The sequence below is a fragment of the Pseudomonas sp. FeS53a genome, assembly GCF_000931385.1.
GTDB classification, from domain to species: domain Bacteria; phylum Pseudomonadota; class Gammaproteobacteria; order Pseudomonadales; family Pseudomonadaceae; genus Metapseudomonas; species Metapseudomonas otitidis.
In genome coordinates this window covers 18,214-38,196 of the sequence record NZ_JYFT01000027.1, presented here as the reverse complement: position 1 = coordinate 38,196, position 19,983 = coordinate 18,214, and the positions used below count along the sequence as shown (strand labels likewise).

Genomic DNA, 19,983 nt, shown 5'->3' with positions numbered 1-19,983 from the left:
GAGGGGCAGCAGCGAGGATGGCCGGGTCAGAGGAGTTGACCACGAAGCGGCCGGACAATTCGATTCCGCGATGCCTGTTCGCCGTGGCGGTGACGGCGAGCAGGCGCGAGGGCCTAGCGCTGCTCGGCCTGTTCGATGAGTTCGAGCACGTCGGCCAGGGTGGCGTCGAGGTGTTCGCCGGCCTTGTAGGCGCGCAGCACGGCCTCGTCACCCTCGCGGACGAGGCGTGGCCGCTCGATGAACAGCCCGGCGGGCTCGAAGGCCTCGTCCAGCACCACCACCAGGGGAATGGCGATGCGCTCCAGGCCCAGACGGGTCTTGAGGTCGTCTTCGGCGCGGCCCCTGGTGATCACCGCGAGGTCGATGCGCGGCTGGCGGCGGCACAGGTCGTCCAGCACGGTGACGTTGATCTGGCAGTCCGGGCACCACATCTCGCCCACCACCAGCAGGTGGTAGCGGCGTTCGATCTGCTCGATGCGTTGCAGCAGCGGGGCGGCCGGCCCCTGGTCTTCGAGGCGCTGGGCGATGGCGGCGGCTGCGGCGGTCTCGGCCGGTAGGCCGCTGCCGACGAACTCGGTGTAGGACTGGCCGATGTCGAACAGCTCGCGATAGGTCGCCATGGGGATGCTCCGTTGAAAGTGAGGCGGCATCCCAGCAGAAAAGCCCACCCGGGGCAACTGCGCCTCACCCCGGCGACAGGTAGCCGAGCAACTGCCGGGCGTGGGAGCCGAGGCCATCGGTGCCACGGATGCACAGGCGCAGCTCGCGGGTGGCCCAGGTGTCCTCCAGGGTGACGATGGCCACCGGCAGCTCCTGGGTCAGGCGGTGGGCGGCGGCTTCCGGAAGCATGGCGATGCCGGCGCCCTGGGCCACCAGCTGGGCGATGGCGTCGAAGCTCGGTGCGCGGACCCGGACCATCAGCGGCAGGCCGTTCTGCCGGGCCATTTCCTCGACGAAGCGCTGCATGGAGCGCTCCGCCGGCAGGCACACGAAGGGGTAGCCCAGGGTGTCCCGCAGGTGGGCGCTGCGCAGCGGCGCGAGGGCGTGGCCGGCAGGCACCAGCATCACCAGGCGGTCGTCGCGGAAGGGCAGGGAGATCAGCCCGCCGGTGGGCAGGTTGCCGTCGTACACGCCGATGTCGATGTCGCCAGCCTGCACGCCCCGCAGCACGTCGCGGCTGGTCTGCTCGGTGAGCTGCAGGTCCACCTCGGGGTAGTCCGCCAGGAAGGGGCCGAGGGCGCCCGGCAGAAAGGAGCTGTTGGCCACGGTGGTGGCGGCCAGGTGGACGACGACGCGCTGCTGGCCGGCCAGTTCCTCCAGCAGCACCTTGAGCCCCTGGGCTTCGTTGAGCAGCGCGTGGCAACGCTCCAGCACCAGGCGGCCCGAGGGGGTGGGCGTCATGCCGTCGGCGCGGCGGGTGAAGAGGGTGATGCCGCAGCGGGATTCGAACTGGCGCAACCGGGTGCTCGCCGCAGAGACCGCCACGGGGAAGGTGGCCGCCGCCTTGCTCAGGCTGCCGGTGGCGGCGATGGCGCTCAGCAGGCGCAGGTCGGACAGGTCGAAGTGCATGGCGTTCTGATTTCCATAAGGGGTGGTTCTGGAAAAACCGATTCTAGCCCTCTCGCGTTCTGTCCAGAATAAGGCTCTACCTGCTGATGGCCTGCCTCATGAACGCTCTGTTTTCCCTGTACCAGCGCGGCCTGCGCAACGGCAGCCTGTTCGCCGTGCTCTCGGCGGCGGGCTTCAGCCTCAAGGCGATCTTCGTCAAGCTGTCCTACGCCGCCGCCTCGGTGGATGCGATCACCGTGCTGGCGCTGCGCATGGGGCTGGCGCTGCCGCTGTTCGCCTGGCTGCTGTGGCTGAGCCGCGGGACGGGCGAGGCACGCCTGTCACCCGCCGATGGAGGGCGCATCCTGCTGCTGGGGCTGGTGGGCTACTACCTCTCCAGCCTGTTCGACTTCTATGGGCTGGAGTCCATTAGCGCCGGCCTGGAGCGACTCATCCTGTTCACCTACCCGACCCTGGTGATGCTGTTCCAGATGGTTGCCCTGCGCGAGCGCCCCGGCAGCCGCACCTTGCTGGCCATGGGCATCTGCTATGCCGGGCTGGGGGTGGCGCTGTTCCACGACGTGAGCACCTCGACCCTGGGCAGCCAGGTGCTGGTGGGCTCGGCCTGGGTGTTCGCCAGCGCGGTGACCTACGCCCTCTATTACCTGGGGGCGGGGATGATGCTGCGGCGCCTGGGCTCGATGCGCCTGGCCGGCCTGGCCGGGAGCGCCTCGGCGCTGATGGTGCTGGTGCACTACGCAATCACGGCCGATATCACCCAGTTGACGCACCTGCCGGCGCAGGTGTGGCTCTATGCCGCGCTCATGGCGCTGCTCTCGACGGTGCTGCCGATCTACTGGATGGCCCTGGCGATCCAGCGCATGGGCGCGACCCAGACGGCTGCAGTGGGCAACCTGGGGCCGGTATTGACCATCCTCGCGTCCTGGGCGGTGCTGGGCGAGGCGGTGTCGCTCTACCAGGTGGCGGGGTTGGCCCTGGTGCTGTTCGGTGTGTCCCGCCTCCGGCCTGCCGGCCCGGCGCCGAGCGCAGCGGCAGCGCCGGCTCCCGTGGCACGTGGGTGATGGCATTGCGCTGTTTCGGCCTTGGTTTCGCCTTGGCCGAAGCGTAAAATCCACACGTTTTCCGGGCTTTTACCGGGCCTGTGATGGCCTCGTCCAAAGCCCGCTTGCCCACCTTTACGATGCGATTGCCCCAAGGACCTGCTGCACGGATCGCAGTCCCCTTCGAGTGATCGCCCATCGGGACATGACCCATGCCGTTCGGGCCGCCCCCCAAGCTCAACCTGCGCAGCCTCATCCTGCTGTTCGCCCTCACCGCGACCCTGGCGACGCTCGCCAACAACCTGCTGGTGACCTATGGCATCCAGCGCCAGGCGCTGGTGCAGAACGCCCTGGAGGCCAACCGTGCCTATGCGGCCAAGCTCGCCGCCAGCATCAACGAGAACCTGGCCGGTGACCTGGAGCGCCTGCGCTTCAGCGCCACCCTGCTGGGCAACGTGCCGGGCGACACGAATCAGATGGCGCTGGAGGCCGAGCGCCTGCTGATGCAGGACCACAGCTTCAACACCGTGCTGGTGGCCAACGCCGAGGGCACCGTGGTGGCCTCCAAGCCGGACAGCCTGGGCATCAACGGCCAGGCCCTGCGCTCGCGGGAGGCCCTGCAGCAGCGCCGGGCCATGGTCAGCCCGGCATTCCGCTCCTTGGCGGGCAACCTCATCGTCTTCGTCTCCCACCCCATCTGGGGGCGCGACGGCCAGTACCTGGGGCTGATCGGCGGCACCATCTACCTGGGCAAGCCCAATGCCCTGGATTCGCTTGTCAGCCAGCACTTCCACCACGACGCCTCCAACGTCTACCTGGTGGACCCGGACCGCAAGGTGCTGTTCCACCCCGACGCCAGCCGCGTTGGCGAGCGCCTGGGTGCCAACCCCATCGTCGACGCGGTGCTCAAGGGCGAGAGCGGCGCCATGCAGGCCGTCAACACACGGGGCGTGGAGATGCTCGCCGGCTACGCCAGCGTGCCGTTGAGTGGCTGGGGCGTGGTGGCGCAGCAGCCCCTGGCTGCAGCCCAGGCGGCGCTGGAGGAACTGATGATGCGCCTGCTGGCCGGGCTGCTGCCCATGAGCCTGCTGGGCGTGGGGCTGATTCTCTGGATCTCCGCGCGCATCAGCCGCCCCCTGCGGCAACTGGCCGAGAGTGCGGCGCAACCGGAGCGGGCGGAGAAGGCCCTGCGGGTGAAGGCCTGGTATGCCGAGGCCTGGATGATCAAGCGGGCCCTGCTGGCGGGCCTGGAAGTGACCCGCGCCAAGCTCGGCCAACTGGACCTGCAGGCCAAGAGCGACCCCCTCACCGGGCTGGCCAACCGGCGCGCCATGGAGGAGCGCTTGCTGGCCTGGCAGCGACTGGGCACGCCGTTCTCCGTCATCAGCCTGGACATCGACCACTTCAAGCGGGTCAACGACACCTTCGGCCACGACACGGGTGACGACGTGCTGCGCCAGTTCGCCGAGCTGTTGCGCCAGAGCTGCCGGGAGCGGGATCTGCCGTGCCGTGTCGGTGGCGAGGAGTTCATCCTGCTGCTGCCCGACGCACCCCTGCGCACGGCGGTGGAGGTGGCCGAGCGTTTCCGCGCCCGACAGGAGGCCACGCCGATTGCGCCCGTTGGCCAGATCACCGTGTCCCTCGGCGTGGTGCACTGGGCACCCCAGGGCGGGCGCAGCGTGCCGGACGTGCTCAAGCGCGCGGACGCCTTGCTCTACCAGGCCAAGCAGGCCGGGCGCAACCGGGTCATGGCGGACGAGACACTGACGTTCGAGTCAATCAGTTGACGTCAAAAGTACTCGCTGTAAAAAATTTCTGACAGCCAATTCCTACACAAAAGTCGGCGTGGTATACAGCGGCGGTTTTCCCGAGCCCTTTCTTGCCGTCAAAGGACTGCTGCCATGAATCGAGCCTTCTCGCTGGTCTGGAATCCCCGTCTGCGTGCCTGGTGTGTCGCCGATGAGCATGCCCGGCGGCGCAAGGCGGGGTCCGGCGCGGTCCTGGCGTGCGCGCTGCTGGCTCCGGTGGCGGCGCTGGCGGCCGACCTGCCCACCGGTGGCCAGGTGGTTTCCGGCAGCGGTGCCATCAGCCAGCCCAACGCCCAGCAGATGGTCATCGACCAGTCCAGCAACAAGCTGGCGATCAACTGGCAGAGCTTCGACATCGGCGCCGGCAAGCGGGTGACCTTCAACCAGCCCGGCAGTGACGCCATCGCCCTCAACCGCGTGGTGGGTAGCGACGGTTCGAAGATCATGGGCCAGCTGGATGCCAACGGCCGGGTGTTCCTGGTCAACCCCAACGGCGTGTTGTTCGGCAGCGGTGCCCAGGTCCAGGTCGGCGGCCTGGTGGCCTCGACCCTGGACATCGACCCGCAGGATTTCGAACGCGGCCACTACCGCTTCAAGGGCGACGGCACGCCGGCGGCCGTGGTCAACCAGGGCACCCTCACCGCAGCCGACGGCGGCGCCGTGGCGCTGCTGGGGGGCACCGTCAGCAACCAGGGGGTGATCGTCGCCCAGCAGGGCAGCGTGGCCCTGGCGGCCGGCAATGCCATGACCCTGGACTTCGCCGGTGACGGCCTGCTCAAGGTCCAGGTGGACGAGGCGGCAGCGGATGCGCTGGTGGAGAACCACAAGCTGATCCGCGCCGACGGCGGCAAGGTGCTGCTCACCGCCGACGCGGGCGATGCGCTGCTCAAGACCGTGGTCAACAACACCGGCGTCATCGAGGCCCGCACCCTGGGCCAGAAGGACGGCAAGATCATGCTCATGGGCGACTTCGACGGCGGCGTGGTCAAGGTGGCCGGCACCCTCGACGCCAGCGCGCCCAACGGCGGCAACGGCGGTTTCATCGAGACCAGCGGTGCCCACGTGCAGATCGCCGACGACGTGAAGGTCACCACCCTGGCGCCCAAAGGCAAGACCGGCGAGTGGCTGATCGACCCCTACAACGTGACCATTTCCAACGGCACAAGCTCCGGCATGGGTGGCTTCAACGGCAACGCCAACGACAGCGTGCTCAACGTCACCACCCTCACCAACGCCCTGGCCAGCACCGGGGTGACGGTGACCACCGGCGTCGGCGGCAGCCAGGCCGGCAACATCACCGTGGACGCGCCCATCAGCTGGAACGCCAACACCGTGCTGGCGCTCAACGCCGCCGGCAGCATCATCATCAACAAGGACATCACCGCCACCGGCAACAACGCCGGGCTGTCCATGTCCTACAGCGGCAGCTACAGCCTGAACAAGGGCGCCCGCGTGACCCTGTCCGGCAGCAATGCCAGCCTCAGCCTGGCGGGCACCGGCTACGTCCTGATCCATGACATCGGCGCGTTGCAGAACATCACCAGCACGGGCTTCTACGCCCTGGGCAACGACATCGACGCCAGCGCCACCGCGGGCTGGAACGGTGGCGCCGGCTTCAACCCGCTGGATGGGGCGAGCACCAACTTCGCCGGCCTTGGCCACAGCATCGACAAGCTGACCATCAACCGCGGGTCGGAGAGCGACGTCGGGCTGTTCCGCACCGTGAGCGGCAACGTCCGTGACCTGACCCTGTCGAATGCCCGCATCACCGGCCAGATGAACGTCGGCGGTATCGCCGCCACCCTTGGCGGCACCCTCAGCAACGTCCACATGACCGGCAGCGTGTCCGGCTCCGGGGCCTTCGTCGGCGGCCTGGCCGGCACGGTGAACAACGGCATCATCCGCTACTCGTCCTCAGCCGCCGACGTGACCGGCCTGACCGTGGTGGGCGGGCTGGCGGGCAGCGTGCAGAGCATTGCCATGGCCGACTCCTATGCCACCGGCTCGGTCACCGCCACGGTCAGCAACACCAGTGCGTTTGCGGGTGGGCTGCTGGGCGAGGTGATCTCCAGCGCGACGCTGACCAACACCTACGCCAGCGGCAAGGTCACCGGCTACACCACCACGGGCGGCCTGATCGGTGGCGGCTACCTGCCCACCATCACCGTCAACACCAGCTACTGGGACATCAACAGCACCGGCCAGTCCAGCTCCCTGGGTGGCGGTACCGGCCTGACCAGCGCCGTGCGCAACCAGTCGGCCTACACCGGCTTCGACTTCACCAACATGTGGGTGATGTTCGAAGGCGATACCCGGCCGATGCTGCGCAACGAATACTCCACGACCCTCTTCACCCCCCACGCCCTGCAACTGATGGGGCTGGACCTGACAGCCAATTACCGCCTGGGCACCGACCTGAGCCTGGCCAGCGCCATGGCCGCCAGCGGCGGCTACTACGGCGAGGTATGGGGCGCGTCGGGTTTCCGCCCGGTCGGCAGCAACGCACAGCAATTCACCGGCAGCTTCGACGGGCAGGGCCACAGCATCAGCGGCCTGGCCATCAACCGCGCGGCCACCGACTATGTCGGCCTGTTCGGCTACACCTCCGGCGCGACCCTGGCCAACGTCAAGCTGGTGGGCGGCAACGTCACCGGCAGAGACAACGTCGGTGCCCTGGTCGGCTACATGCAGGGCGGCACCCTCGGCAACGCGTCGGCCAGCACCACGGTCAGCGGCACCGGCACCGGCGAAGCCAACACCGGCGGGCTGGTGGGCACCAACGACAGCGGCGCCATCGCCGATGCCTCCGCCACCGGCAATGTCACCGGGGCCGGCTACCAGGTCGGTGGCCTGGTCGGCTTCAACGTCAACGGCGGCAGCATCACCCGCTCCTATGCCACCGGCAACGTCACCGGCACCAACACGACCGCCAACCTCGGCTATGTCGGTGGGCTGGTGGGCGCCAACGGCTACAGCGGCGATGGCGGCTCCATCAGCCAGTCCTACGCCACCGGCACGGTGAGGGCGTCATCGGGGCCGGTCGGCGGCTTCGTCGGGCACAACGAAGGCAGCATCACCGACTCCTACGCCACCGGCGCGGTGATCGGTCAGGGCTCTGCGAGCAACATCGGCGGCTTCGCCGGGGTCAATTTCATCAACGGCACCATCAGCAACAGCTACTCCACCGGCTACGTCGCCGGCGGCACCCAGCTGGGTGGCTTCGTCGGCTACAACAACGGCACCAACGGCGCCATCAGCAACGCCTACTGGAACACCCAGACCAGTGGCCAGTCGCAGGCCGCGTCCGGTGGCCTGGTGAACGGCATCACCGGGCGTACCACCGCGCAGCTCCAGGGTGGGCTGCCGTCCGGCTTCTCCTCGTCCATCTGGGGCACCGGCGCCAACCTCTACCCGTACTTCACCTGGCGCTACAGCACCACGCCCATCGCCATCAGCGGCAAGGCCTTCAGCAATGGCGGCAGCACGGCCCTGGCGGGCGCGACGCTGACCGCCGTATCCGGCGGCGTGGCCATCGGCAGCGGCAGCAGCGGGGCGGACGGCTACTACTACATCCTCAGCGATGCCAGTGGTCTGGATGCCAACGGCGCCATCGCCTACCTGGATGGCAACGCCGACACCGGCGCCGGCTTCGGCGACGTGATCGGCATCAACGGCATCCAGGGGCTGGACGTCTACAGCTCCGCCGCGCGCCTGGCCACGGGGCAGGGCAGCCTCTCGGCGACCCGCAGCCGCTACCTGGCCGCGCGCGGCAGTTATGCCGATGCCGACCTGGCGTTTCTCTCGCCCAGCGACTTCTCAGCCCTCACCAGCAGCGGCTACGGCCTCTACCTGGCTGCCAGCGCTGCCAACTACAGCCTGGACACCCACCTCGGCTCCGGCGGCCTGCTCAGCCTCGACAGCGGCGGTGCCTTCGGCATCAGCGGCACCCGCCAGCTGTCGGCAGGCGGCAACCTCAACGTGGCCGACCGCCTGACCTGGGGCGACAACGCCGGGCTGACCCTCAGCACCAGCAATGGCGGCAACGTCCTGCTGGGGGATGGCATCGACGCCGCCAACGGCAGCCTGACCCTCTCTGCTGCCGGCACCGCGACCAGCAACGGGGGCGTCAACCTCGGTGTGCTGAATCTCACCGGCGGCACCTGGAGCCAGGTGGCCGCTAGCCTGCCCAGCTTCAGCGTCACCGACTTCCGCCTCAGCCCCGGTGCCACCTTCGTACGCGCCCTGGGCGGTGACGGCAGCCTCGCCACGCCGTACCGCATCGCCGATGTCTATGGCCTGCAGGGCCTGGCCTCCACCAGCCTGGCGGGCAGCCGCTTCGTCCTGGCGAACGACATCAATGCCTCCAGCAGCGCGCTGTGGAACAGCGGCACCGGCTTCCTCTCCATCGGCAGCCTGGCCACCCCCTTCACCGGCCGGTTCGACGGGCAGGGGCATCGCATCAGCGGCCTGGCCATCAACCGTCCCGGCAGCACCTACAGCGGCCTGTTCGGCTACAACGCCGGCTACGTCGGCAACCTCAACCTGGTGGGTGGCAGCGTGGCCGGTGGCAGCTACACCGGTGCCCTGGTGGGCTACAACGCCGCCGCCGGGGTGGTCGAGCGGGTCAGCAGCGACACCGCCGTCACCGGCACGGGCAACGTCGGCGCCCTGGTCGGCACCAACGCCGGGACCCTCAGCGAGTCCCTGGCCACGGGCAGTGCCAGCGGCGGCCTGAATGGCGGCGGCCTGGCCGGCAGCAACGCCAGCACCGGCACCATCCGCGACAGCTACGCCACCGGCAGCGCCCAGGGCAGCGCCACGGCAGGCGGCCTGGTCGGGTTCAACGACGGCAGCCTGCTGCGTGTCTATTCCACGGGTACGGCCAGCTCCAGCGTCGGCGCGGTCGGCGGCCTGGTGGGCAGCAATGTCGGCACCGCCACCGGCAGCTTCTGGAACACCACCACCAGCGGCCTGGCCCAGGGCGCCGGGGCCGGCAACGGCAGCGGCATCTCCGGGTTGACCAGCGCCCAGCTCACCAGCCTGACGCCCTTCTTGGCGGCCGGCTGGAGCATCGATGATGCCGGTGGCACGGGCGCCACCTGGCGCATGTACGAAGGCCACAGCGCGCCGCTGCTGCGCAGCTTCATGACCGCCCTCAGCGTCAACGTCGGCAACGCCAGCAAGACCTACGACGGCGGCGCCACCAGCAGCACCGGCGCCCTGGTGTACCCCATCGGCTACGACCCGGCCCTGGTTTCCGGCAGCGCCCTCTACACCGCCAACAGCGCCAACGCCGGCACCTACAGCGGCGCCAACCTGCGCGCGAGCGGACTCTATTCCAGCCAGTTCGGCTATGACATCGAGATGCTCGCCGGCACCCTGACCATCGACAAGGCCGCGCTGACCATCACCGCCAGCAACGCCAGCAAGACCTACGGCCAAACTGCTTCGCTGAGCGGCTTCACCACCTCGGGCCTGATTGCGGGCGACCAGGTCAGTGGCGTGGATCTCACCAGCCTGGGCTCCGTCTTCAATGCTGGCGTCGGCAACTACGCCATCGTTGCCAGCAACGCCCAGGGCAGTGGGCTGGGCAACTACGACATCACCTACGGCAACGGCACCCTGACCATCGACAAGGCCGCGCTGACCATCACCGCCAGCGACGCCAGCAAGACCGCCGGCCAGGTGGCGAACCTCAGCGGCTTCACCACCGCCGGGCTGGTGGCGGGGGACCAGGTCAGCGGTGTCAGCCTGGCCAGCAGCGGTGCTGGGGCAGGGGCTGCGGCCGGCAACTACGCCATCGTCGCCAGCAACGCCCTGGGCAGTGGCCTGGCCAACTACGACATCAGCTATGTCGACGGCCTGCTCACCGTCACCGGGACCCTGCCTTCCAGCACCGTCAGCGATCCGCGCGTGCAGGTGGCGCAGATGACCGGCAAACAGCCTGGCAGCGAAACCGAGCGGCCCCTGGTGGTGGTCACCCCGGCACTCTTCGCACCGGCCGAGTTCGGCGCGCAGCTCAACCTCGTCAACAACGGCATTCGTCTTCCCGAAGGAATCTGAAGATGCGTTCGACACCCGTGCTGGCCGGCCTTGCCGCCTCACTGATCAGCCTGTCCGTCTCCGCCGCCACCGCGCCGGATGCCGGCCAGGTGCAGCAGGGCCTCGACCAGCAACCCCTGCAGCTCAGCCCCCGGCAGTCCCTGCCGCTCAACCTGCCGGACGCACCCGCCGACCCGGCGGCGGACGCCGGCCCGCGCCTGCAGGTCAACGGCTTCACCCTGGAAGGCAACAGCGCGCTGGGCAGCGAGGAGCTGCTGGGCCTCTTGGCGGACCTGCCCGGCAAGGAGCTCAGCGTCGGCCAGCTGCAGGCTGCCGCCAACCGTATCACCCGGCGATACCGCGAGCAGGGCTACCCCCTGGCGCGCGCCTACCTGCCGGCCCAGGAGATCGACGGCGGCGTGGTGAAGATCGCCGTGCTGGAAGGGCGCTACGGCGAGATCAAGGTGGACAACCCGATGGGCCTGGGCGGCAGCGCCCTGGCGCCGCTGTCCGCGCTGAAGGCCGGCGACGCGGTACAAGGCCAGCCGCTGGAACGCAGCCTGCTGCTGCTGCAGGACACCCCCGGCGTGGAGGTGAAGTCCACCCTGCGCCCCGGCGCCCGCACCGGCACCACCGACCTGCTGGTGGGCCTGCAGCAGGCGCCCCTGGTCACCGGCTCGGTGGATATGGACAACTACGGCAACCGCTTCGTCGGCCAGTACCGCCTGGGCGGCACCCTGAACCTGAACAACCCGCTCAACCTTGGCGACCGCCTCAGCCTGCGGGCCATGGGCAGCGACCAGGACCAGCACTACGGCCGCGTGGCCTACCAGTTGCCGCTCGGCCCTTGGGCCACCCAGTTCGGCGTCGCCTACTCGGACATGGACTACGAGCTGGGCAAGGACTTCGACGACCTGCGCGCCCACGGCAACGCGCGCATCGCCAGCGTCTACGCCATCCAGCCGCTGGTGCGCTCGCGGGACTTCAGCCTGTTCACCCAACTGCAGTTCGACGACAAGCGCCTGAAGGACGACATCGACCTGTTCGACGAGAAGAGCGACAAGCACGCCCGCGTCGTCACCCTGACGCTCAACGGCAACAGCCGTGACGACCTGCTCGGCGGCGGGGTCAACAGCTTCGCCCTCGGCTGGAGCCAGGGCAGCCTGACCCTCGACGGCGCCCAGGCCCAGCGCACCGACGACGCCACCGCCGGCACCCGTGGACGCTTCCACAAGCTCAACCCCAGCCTGGTGCGCCTGCAGCGCCTCAGCGACCGCTTCAGCCTCTACACCCAGCTCCAGGGCCAGTGGGCCGATGGCAACCTGGACAGCTCCGAGAAGCTCTACCTGGGCGGCGCCTACGGCGTTCGCGCCTACCCCCAGGGGGAGGCCTCCGGCGACCAGGGCTGGCTGGCCAACGTCGAGCTGCGCTACGCCCTCACCGAGGCCTGGCAGCTGTCCACCTTCGTCGACCACGGCGAAGTGCGCCTGAACAAGGACACCTGGACCTCGGACGACAACCACCGCAGCCTCTCCGGCGCCGGCTTCGGCGCCCTGTGGGCGGCCCATGGCTGGCAGGTCAACGCCGTGGCGGCCTGGAAGCTGGGCAACGCCGAAGCCGAGAGCGACGTGGAACGCACGCCGCGGGTCTGGGCCCAGGTGGTGCGCGCCTTCTGAGCCGTTGCCCCTGCCTGATGGTCAGGGGCAGCGCGGGCGTCGTAGAGTGGCGAACCCCTGCACCAGGAGTTCGCCATGTCACTGACGCACCTGCTCGTCCCGACCTTCTCGAACCAGCTGAACAGCCTGGCCCAATGGCTGGAAAAGGCCTCCCTTCATGCCCGTGAGCACGGCGAGGACGCCGACGCCTGGCTGGCGCTGAAGCTGGCCCCCGACATGTACCCGCTGGCTGCCCAGGTGCGCTTCGCTGCCTTCCAGGCGCTGGAACCCTGCTACCGGCTGCGCGGCCAGTCGATCCCGGAAGGCTGGCTGGAACGCCGTCGCCAGGCCTGGGCCGCCCATGACCACCCCGGCACGCTGGAGCAGGCCCAGGCGTGCCTGCGCGATGCCCTGGCCGAACTGGCTGCACTGGAACCTGCTGCGCTGGATGGCCGGATGGACGCGCCCGTCGCCCTGGAGCTGCCCAACGGCATGGTCTTCGACATGGGCGCCGAGCAGTACGCCCGGGACTGGGCCCTGCCGCAGTTCTACTTCCACGCCATCACCGCCTACGCCATCCTTCGTCACCACGGCGTGGCGCTGGGCAAGGCCGACTACGTCGCGCACATGTTCGCCTACCTGCGGCCGGGGACCGTGCCGCAGGGGTAACGGTTTCGTCTGCGTTCGTGTTCCTGGGAGCATTCATGGCTGTCTCATTCGAGGTTTATCCGGGCTCGCCCTACCGGCCCTGCCTGGAGGAGTTATTGGAGTTGGGTGCTCGACGTGTCCGCGAGCGGCTCGCGCTCCTGGGGCTTCCCGCCATACGGACGTTGACCGCTACTGTCTGGGAGGGTGGAGAGCCCTTGCTTGCACAGGTCGCGCCTACTCATGCGTCCGTCATGAACGTGGGGCAGCAGTTGCTGGTTTGCGATGAGCGAGATGGAAGTGCGTTTTCTCTGTCGATGGAACGTGTCGACGATGTTGAGCGTGAGTATTGGCGTGGGCTGTGTGCCGAGCACCCGCCTGCCATGGCATTGACTTCGTGCATTGAGGACAGCCTGTCCCTCGGTTACTACTGGCGCCTCAGCCGGTATTTTGGGGCGTCTGCGCTGATCCAGCTGGCTCATGGTCTGTACGCCGGCGCGTTGGCAGAGCTGACCGAGGGTTTTGTTTTTTCCGACGACAAGGCCTGGGACTACTCGCGGCTTCCCTGTCGTGCAAGTGCGCTCTACGGCGTTTATCTGTACCCAGAGCAGCATTCCCAGAGTGATTGGGCTGCAGATGCCGAGACGTTTCTACAGCGTCTTCGTCGTGAGGAAGCGTCCTGAGCGCCACCGTGGAAACCCCGCCATTTCCTCCTATGCTCCAGCGGTAGTCGTCGGTAAACGACATCGTTTTGTCACGGACGACATGCGACCTCAAGGAGGCGAGGGCAGCGCCGATAGCCGGGGTGTTCCCCTCCGCGACGCGCCGTACCGCACGTGGCGAACACCCACTCTCGAGAGCACTTGGAATGAACATCAAGCAGAAGCTGACCTGGGCCTTCGCGGCCATCGCGTGCGTGCCCATCCTGCTGGTCGCCGTGGTGGTGATCTACAACCTGCGGTCCCAGGCCGAGGCGGACTTCCTCGATGGCAGCAACCGCGAGATCCGCCAGATCGACAACGCCATGGGCATGTTCTTCAAGGGCATCAGCGAGAACGTGGACTACATGGCCGCGCTGCCCCAGGTGGTGGCCGCGCCGGTGCTGAAGAACTACAGCTCCGCCGATGCGCCCAACATCCCGCTGCCGGAGACCAACAAGAAGCTGGAAGCCTTCTTCGACCGCTTCGCCAAGGCGCACCCGACCACCGCCTACCTGTCCTATGGGCGGGTCGACGGCGGCTACGCCATCTGGCCGGCCGACCCGGGGCTGAAGAGCTACGACCCCCGCGTCCGCCCCTGGTACAAGACCGCGCTGGCCAACCCCGGCCGCACGGTACGCACCGCTGCCTACTACTGGGCGCCCGACGATGCGGTGCTGATCGGCACCGTGCGCTCCGTCAACGATGCCCAGGGCAACCTGGCCGGCGTGGTGGGGCTGGACGTCTCCCTCAAGCAGCTCACCGACCTGGTCAAGCAGATCCGCATCGGCGAGACCGGCTACCTGATGCTGGTGGAGGAGAGCGGCAACGTGCTGGTCGACCCGAGCGACTCGGCGCACAACTTCAAGTCCCTGAACGACCTTGGCGAGGGTTACGCCAAGCTGGCCAATGCCCAGGGCCTGGTGCAGGTAGAGCTCAACGGCAAGCGCTACATGGCCAACGTCTGGGCCTCCCAGGGGCTCGGCTGGCACTTCATCGGCCTGATCGAACACGGCGAGGTGATGGCCAAGGCCAACGCCCTGGCCTGGCAGATCGGCATCATCGTGGCGGTGCTCGCCGTGCTGTTCGCGGTGGTCGGCGCGGTGTTCGCCAACCTCATCGTCAACCCGATCCGCAGCGTGGCCGATGGCCTGGAAGGCATCGCCCAGGGCGAGGGCGACCTGACCCGCAGCCTCTCGGTCACCGGCAAGGATGAAACCGCCGTGCTGGCGGGCTGGTTCAACCAGTTCCTCGGCGCCATCCGCCAGCTGGTGCAGCGCATCGTCGAGGCCTCGGCGGCCCTGCGGCACACCTCCGAGGGCAGCACCCGCGTGGCCCGCGAGATGAACGATGTCGCCGAGCGTCAGCGTGGCGCCGTGGAGATGGTCTCCACCGCCTTCAACGAGATGGTGGCCACCGCCAACGAAGTGGCCCGCTCCTGCAGCGCGGCGGCCACCTCCGCCGACGACGGCCAGCGCCAGGTGCACACCGGGCAGACCCAGATCGAAGGCGCCACCGAAAGCGTGCTGCGCCTGAGCGAGAACCTGAAGCAGTCCGCCGAATCCCTCCAGGAGCTGGAGAAGGACAGCCAGAACATCAACGCCATCCTCGACACCATCCGCTCCATCGCCGAGCAGACCAACCTGCTGGCGCTCAACGCCGCCATCGAGGCCGCGCGGGCCGGCGAGCAGGGGCGCGGCTTCGCCGTGGTGGCGGACGAGGTGCGGGCCCTGGCGCAGCGCACCGCCGTGTCCACCGGCGAGATCGACAGCCTGCTGGGTGGCCTCGCCCGGCGCACCCAGGACGTGACCCGGCAGATGCAGAACAGCCTGGAGATGTCCCGCGCCAGCGTCGAGCGCATCGACCTCGCCAGCAAGAGCTTCGAGCAGATCCGTGGCGCGGTGGACCACATCCGCGACCAGAACACCCAGATCGCCACGGCGGCCGAGGAGCAGCACCACGTGGCCGAGGACATCAACCGCCACATCGCGCAGATCCAGGACGATGCGCTGCTGGTGGAGAACCTCGCGCAATCGGCGCGGCGCGACTCCCACGAGCTGGCCCAGCTCTCCGAGCAGCTGCATGGGCTGGTGGGGCGCTTCAAGGCCTGAGCCCTTCCAGTTCGTACCTTCCACCGCCGGCACCCTGCCGGCGGTGGCGTTTCCGGCCGGGCGAACGTGGCTGTTGATCGCCCGGCTTCCTGCCAGGGTGTCGCTTCTGGTTGGTTGCATGCCGCTTGTCGGCCCTGGCCCGGCAACGCGCTTTGCTAGGTTGGACGGCCTTGACCGAGCCCACGGCCGACGACCACGGAGCAGCCCCTTGAGCCACGCCACCGCGTCCCACCGAACCGACACCGCGTCGAGCGACATCCCGCCACCTTCGGGTGACGCCAACCCGATCCTCACCGGCTACCGCGTCGGCCAGGACAATCTCCGTGGGCACTGGCTGGTGCCGTTCGACATCCACGGCGCGGTGTTCCTCACCTCGGCGCTCACCGTGCTGCTCTTCGTGGTGCTGACGCTGGTATTCCGCGAGGCGGTGGAACCGCTGTTCACCGGCCTGCGCGACCTGCTCACCGGTCGCCTCAACGGCTTCTTCCTCGGTGCGGCGAACGTGTTCGTGGTGCTGTGCCTGGCCCTGGTGGTCTCGCCCCTGGGGCGGGTGCGCCTCGGTGGCACCCAGGCCCGGCCGGACTACTCCTACGGCAGCTGGTTTTCCATGCTGTTCGCCGCCGGCATGGGCATCGGGCTGATGTTCTACGGCGTCGCCGAACCCATCTCCCACTACCAGACCGCCCTGGCCGGCCCGCAGTTGGGCGAGGGCGGGGCGCGCATCGACTGGGCACCGTTGGCCGGTGCGCCGGGCAACCCCGCCGAGGCCGCGCGCCTGAGCATGGCGGCGAGCATCTTCCACTGGGGCCTGCACCCCTGGGCGATCTACGCCATCGTAGCGCTGGCCCTGGCGCTGTTTTCCTTCAACAAGGGGCTGCCGCTGTCGATCCGTTCGATCTTCCACCCCCTGCTCGGTGAGCGGGTGTGGGGCTGGCCGGGGCACGTGATCGACATCCTCGCGGTGTTCGCCACGCTGTTCGGCCTGGTCACCTCCCTGGGCCTGGGCGCGGAACAGGCGGCGGCGGGCATCGACTTCCTTTTCGGCACCGGCGCCTCGCTCACCGCCAAGGTGGTGCTGATCGTGGCCATCACCCTGGTGACCCTGTCCTCGGTGGCCGCCGGGGTGAACAAGGGCATCAAGCGCATGTCCGAGCTGACCATGGTCCTGGCCGTGGCGCTGCTGTTCTTCGTGGTCCTCGCCGGGCCCACCCGCGTGCTGCTGGCCGGCACCCTGGACAACCTCGGCGCCTACCTGCAGTACCTGCCGGCGCTGTCCAACCCGCTGGAGCGCAGCGATGCCGCCTTCAGCCAGGGCTGGACGGCCTTCTACTGGGCCTGGTGGGTGAGCTGGTCGCCCTTCGTCGGCATGTTCATCGCCCGCATCAGCCGGGGGCGCACCGTGCGTGAATTCCTCATCGCGGTGCTGCTGGTGCCTTCGCTGGTGTCGGTGTTCTGGATGAGTTCCTTCGGCGGCGCCGCGCTGCACCAGGTGTTCAGCGGCCTCGCCGGGGTGCAGGAGGCGGCCCTGGAGCTGAAGCTGTTCGTGATGCTCGCGCACCTGCCCTGGAGTGCGATCACTTCCTTCGTCGGCATCGTCCTGGCGCTGCTGTTCTTCATCACCTCGTCCGATTCCGGCTCCCTGGTGATCGACACCATCACCGCCGGCGGCAAGCTCAATGCACCGGTGGTGCAGCGGGTGTTCTGGGTCGTACTGCAGGGCGTGCTGGCCATCGTCCTGCTGGTCGGCGGCGGCCTGGCGGCATTGCAGGCGATGGCGGTGTCCACCGGCCTGCCGTTCACCTTCGTCCTGCTGGTGGGGTGTGTCGCGGTGGTCAAGGGCCTGCTCAGCGAGCCCCGTGGCCAGGTGCGCCGCTCCATGGCAGGCGGGTAGGGCGCACAGGACCTCGCAGGCGTGAACGGGGTGGTGGCAGAGGGCGCGGATTTCCGCTCTACTGCCGCACCTTGGCGGGGGCGAGCGGCCTCCGCGTTCCCCAGCGACTGCGAGGTACACGGATGTTGGCTCAGGCCTTTCACTACAAATGCTGGGCGGACCGGCGCACCCTGGACGCCATCGCCCTGATCGATGCCAGCCGCTTTGCCGATTCGCTGGCCTTCACCCTGCAGCAGCTCAACCACATGGTCATCGTCGAAGACCTGTTCCGCGCCCGCCTGAGCGGCGTGGCCGAGCCGCACCCGGCCACCAACAGCCAGGCCGTGCCGCCCTACGCGGTGCTGCGCGAGCGGCTCCTGGCGTCCGGCCAGTGGTACGCCGCCCAGGCCGAGGACCCGGCCGATGGCGAGATCACCTTCCGCTTCACCGACGGCCAGGCCGGGCGCATGAGCCGCCAGGAAATGCTCTTCCACGTGCTCAACCACGGCACCTACCACCGGGGCAACATCGCCCATGCCCTGGACCTGGCTGGCGTGCCCCATCCCGCCGACACCTACACCGTGTACCTGCACGCGGTGCAGCCGGAGCGTCGACAACCCTTTGATGCGCCGGCGCGCTGAGGCTTCCCCGTGACAATGCCGACGCGATTGGCCCAGGTGTTCGAATGGCTGATGAAGCTGCTGCAGGCCGCCTTGACCCTAGGCGGCGCCATGGTGACCGGGATCGTTTCCGGCATCGCCCTGGGCGGCGGCCCCATTGCCGCCGTGGCGCTCACCCTCGCGCACCTCGCCCTGGCGCTGTGCGTGCATGAGGGCGGCCACTGGCTGGGCGCCCGCTGGGATGGCTTGACGGTGTTGCTGGTGCGGGTGCTGGCGGTGGAAATCCAGCCGATGCGCCGTGGCCTGCGGGTGCGCTGGTCCCGTCAGAAGCGCCTGCGCGGGCTGGGGGGCTACGTGTTCTGTGCCGACGCCGTGCCACCGCGCGGTCCCCGTGCGCGCCTGCGCATGATCGCCCTCGGGCCCGGCGCCAACCTGCTGCTGGCGGCGCTCGCGGCCCTGGTCGCGCTGCTCTGCATCGACTCGCCGCCGGCCTTCGGCATCGCCCTCGGCATGGCTAGCAGCAACCTGAGCATGGGCCTGGCCAACCTGGTACCCACCCTGCGCCCCATGCCCAGCGATGGCGCTCGCCTGTTCATGGCCTGGCGGGGCGCCGACGAGTCCGGCCCGGCGTTCGCCTACGCCCGCCTGCTGGCCCTCAGCGTGGCCGGTGTGCCCGCCGAGGCCCTGCCCGAGGCGGACCTGGCGAGCCTGGAGCAGCAGCCGATGCCCATGCCGCTGGTGGCGCTGGCCTACCGCCTGGACCGCGCGCAGGCGGCCGGTGATTGGGCGGCGGCGACGGCCATGCAGGCCCAGCTGGAGGCGTTGCTCGCCGCGCACCCCCAGGCGCGTACCGAGTGCGCGGCAGTGGTGGCCCTGCTGCGGGGCGAGCTGGCCTTCAGCCAGGCCATGGCCAGTGGCCGTGCCGACGGCCTGGACGCCGTGCTGAACAACCGCGAGGTGGCCTGGTACTCACCGACCCTGCCGGCCCGCTGCCGAGCCTTGCAGGCACTGTTCAGCGGTGACGAGGCCGGGGCCGAGCGCGAGCTGGAAGCGGCGGTGGCACTGGGGGCCAACGCCAGGGTTCGCTCGTCCCATCCCCTGCAGCTCGCGCTCGCCGGGCATGTCCGCGCGTTGTTCAAGGGGCAGGTCGCCGAAGGAGCGCTGCATGTCCCGTAGCCAGCGCCTGCTCGACCTGTTGCAGATACTGCGGCGTCACCGCTACCCGGTGGCCGGTCACGTGCTGGCCGACGAGCTGGGCATCAGCCTGCGCACCCTCTACCGCGACATCGCCACCCTCCAGCAACAGGGCGCCCACATCGAAGGTGGCGCGGGGCTGGGCTACGTGCTGCGCCCCGGCTTCGAGCTGCCGCCGCTGATGTTCTCCCTGGAGGAGATCGAAGCCCTGGTGCTGGGCATGCGCTGGGTCGGCCGACGTGGCGACCGCCGTTTGATGGGGGCGGCGCGGGACGTGCTGGCCAAGGTCGGCGCCGTGCTGCCACCGGCCCTGCGCGAGGAACTGGAAACCAGCACCCTGCTGATCGGCCCGGCGCCGGCCAGCGACGTGCCCGACGCGCTGCTGGAGCAGGTCCGCGATGCCATCCGACGGGAGCATCGGGTGCAGCTCGGCTACCGCGATGCCGACGGGCAGGCCTCGCAGCGGGTGGTCTGGCCGTTCGCCCTGGGCTACTTCGAGCAGGCCCGCGTGCTGGTGGCCTGGTGCGAGCTGCGCCAGGCCACGCGGCACTTCCGCCTCGACCGGGTGGAGGCCCTGCAGGACCTCGGCCAGCGCTACCCGCGCCGGCGCCAGGTGCTGCTGCGTGAGTGGCGCGCGCAGGAAGGCATCGCCGAGCAGTGAGGCTGCTGCCAGAAACTGACAGGGGAGGGGCCTAGCCTGTGCGCATCGAGTGACGACGCCCGTCGCTCCA

The 19,983-nt window shown here is 69.1% G+C and carries 12 protein-coding genes and 2 pseudogenes; 12 read left to right on the top strand and 2 right to left on the bottom strand.

Annotation, left to right across the window (positions count from 1 at the left end; all coding sequences use genetic code 11):
* Window positions 1-113: 113 nt before the first annotated feature.
* Both SZ55_RS08115 and SZ55_RS08110 read right to left on the bottom strand, forming a co-directional pair.
* Entirely contained in the window at window positions 114-620 is a 507-nt protein-coding gene (locus tag SZ55_RS08115; RefSeq protein WP_044403941.1) for a thioredoxin family protein, read from the bottom strand.
* A gap of 64 nt (window positions 621-684) precedes the next feature.
* Entirely contained in the window at window positions 685-1,569 is an 885-nt protein-coding gene (locus SZ55_RS08110) for a LysR family transcriptional regulator (RefSeq protein WP_044403939.1), read from the bottom strand.
* Window positions 1,570-1,667: 98 nt separating this feature from the next.
* Here SZ55_RS08110 and SZ55_RS08105 point away from each other — a divergent pair, with 98 nt between their 5' ends.
* The 12 genes and pseudogenes from SZ55_RS08105 (at window position 1,668) to SZ55_RS08055 (ending at window position 19,913) form a co-directional block, all read left to right on the top strand.
* Window positions 1,668-2,630, top strand: coding sequence for a DMT family transporter (locus SZ55_RS08105; RefSeq protein WP_044404125.1), 963 nt, complete (start codon window positions 1,668-1,670; stop codon window positions 2,628-2,630).
* A 191-nt stretch (window positions 2,631-2,821) separates the two neighbouring features.
* Window positions 2,822-4,396, top strand: coding sequence for a sensor domain-containing diguanylate cyclase (locus SZ55_RS08100; protein WP_044403937.1), 1,575 nt, complete (start codon window positions 2,822-2,824; stop codon window positions 4,394-4,396).
* A gap of 114 nt (window positions 4,397-4,510) precedes the next feature.
* Window positions 4,511-10,480, top strand: a complete 5,970-nt coding sequence (locus SZ55_RS28270; RefSeq protein ID WP_052807557.1) for a two-partner secretion domain-containing protein — start codon at window positions 4,511-4,513, stop codon at window positions 10,478-10,480.
* 2 nt (window positions 10,481-10,482) lie between these two features.
* Window positions 10,483-12,135, top strand: a complete 1,653-nt coding sequence (locus SZ55_RS08090) for a ShlB/FhaC/HecB family hemolysin secretion/activation protein (protein ID WP_044403935.1) — start codon at window positions 10,483-10,485, stop codon at window positions 12,133-12,135.
* A gap of 75 nt (window positions 12,136-12,210) precedes the next feature.
* Window positions 12,211-12,783, top strand: a complete 573-nt coding sequence (locus SZ55_RS08085; RefSeq protein WP_044403931.1) for a DUF1993 domain-containing protein — start codon at window positions 12,211-12,213, stop codon at window positions 12,781-12,783.
* Window positions 12,784-12,818: 35 nt separating this feature from the next.
* Window positions 12,819-13,442 carry a hypothetical protein gene (locus SZ55_RS08080; protein WP_044403928.1) on the top strand — a complete coding sequence of 208 codons (624 nt, stop codon included), beginning with the start codon at window positions 12,819-12,821 and terminating at the stop codon, window positions 13,440-13,442.
* A 185-nt stretch (window positions 13,443-13,627) separates the two neighbouring features.
* Window positions 13,628-14,713, top strand: a pseudogene (locus SZ55_RS29035) (cache domain-containing protein); the annotation flags it as partial.
* A 348-nt stretch (window positions 14,714-15,061) separates the two neighbouring features.
* Window positions 15,062-15,568 (top strand): annotated as a pseudogene (locus tag SZ55_RS29030) (methyl-accepting chemotaxis protein); the annotation flags it as partial.
* Window positions 15,569-15,776: 208 nt separating this feature from the next.
* Window positions 15,777-17,459, top strand: coding sequence for a BCCT family transporter (locus SZ55_RS08070; RefSeq protein ID WP_044403924.1), 1,683 nt, complete (start codon window positions 15,777-15,779; stop codon window positions 17,457-17,459).
* Between the two features lie 122 nt (window positions 17,460-17,581).
* On the top strand, window positions 17,582-18,079 hold the full coding sequence (locus SZ55_RS08065) for a DinB family protein (RefSeq protein ID WP_044403922.1): 498 nt from the start codon (window positions 17,582-17,584) through the stop codon (window positions 18,077-18,079).
* 15 nt (window positions 18,080-18,094) lie between these two features.
* Window positions 18,095-19,234, top strand: a complete 1,140-nt coding sequence (locus SZ55_RS08060; RefSeq protein ID WP_044403920.1) for a site-2 protease family protein — start codon at window positions 18,095-18,097, stop codon at window positions 19,232-19,234.
* Window positions 19,224-19,913 (top strand): helix-turn-helix transcriptional regulator, encoded by a 690-nt coding sequence (locus tag SZ55_RS08055; protein WP_044403917.1) that lies wholly within the window; start codon window positions 19,224-19,226, stop codon window positions 19,911-19,913. The genes SZ55_RS08060 and SZ55_RS08055 overlap by 11 nt, the downstream gene beginning before the upstream one ends.
* The last annotated feature ends 70 nt before the right edge of the window (window positions 19,914-19,983 follow it).

Coding starts and splice junctions, on each gene's coding strand:
- SZ55_RS08090 (WP_044403935.1), top strand. CDS start 10,483: ATGCGTTCGACACCCGTGCTGGCCGGCCTTGCCGCCTCACTGATCAGC.
- SZ55_RS08115 (WP_044403941.1), bottom strand. CDS start 620: ATGGCGACCTATCGCGAGCTGTTCGACATCGGCCAGTCCTACACCGAG.
- SZ55_RS28270 (WP_052807557.1), top strand. CDS start 4,511: ATGAATCGAGCCTTCTCGCTGGTCTGGAATCCCCGTCTGCGTGCCTGG.
- SZ55_RS08060 (WP_044403920.1), top strand. CDS start 18,095: ATGCCGACGCGATTGGCCCAGGTGTTCGAATGGCTGATGAAGCTGCTG.
- SZ55_RS08085 (WP_044403931.1), top strand. CDS start 12,211: ATGTCACTGACGCACCTGCTCGTCCCGACCTTCTCGAACCAGCTGAAC.
- SZ55_RS08080 (WP_044403928.1), top strand. CDS start 12,819: ATGGCTGTCTCATTCGAGGTTTATCCGGGCTCGCCCTACCGGCCCTGC.
- SZ55_RS08110 (WP_044403939.1), bottom strand. CDS start 1,569: ATGCACTTCGACCTGTCCGACCTGCGCCTGCTGAGCGCCATCGCCGCC.
- SZ55_RS08100 (WP_044403937.1), top strand. CDS start 2,822: ATGCCGTTCGGGCCGCCCCCCAAGCTCAACCTGCGCAGCCTCATCCTG.
- SZ55_RS08065 (WP_044403922.1), top strand. CDS start 17,582: ATGTTGGCTCAGGCCTTTCACTACAAATGCTGGGCGGACCGGCGCACC.
- SZ55_RS08055 (WP_044403917.1), top strand. CDS start 19,224: ATGTCCCGTAGCCAGCGCCTGCTCGACCTGTTGCAGATACTGCGGCGT.
- SZ55_RS08105 (WP_044404125.1), top strand. CDS start 1,668: ATGAACGCTCTGTTTTCCCTGTACCAGCGCGGCCTGCGCAACGGCAGC.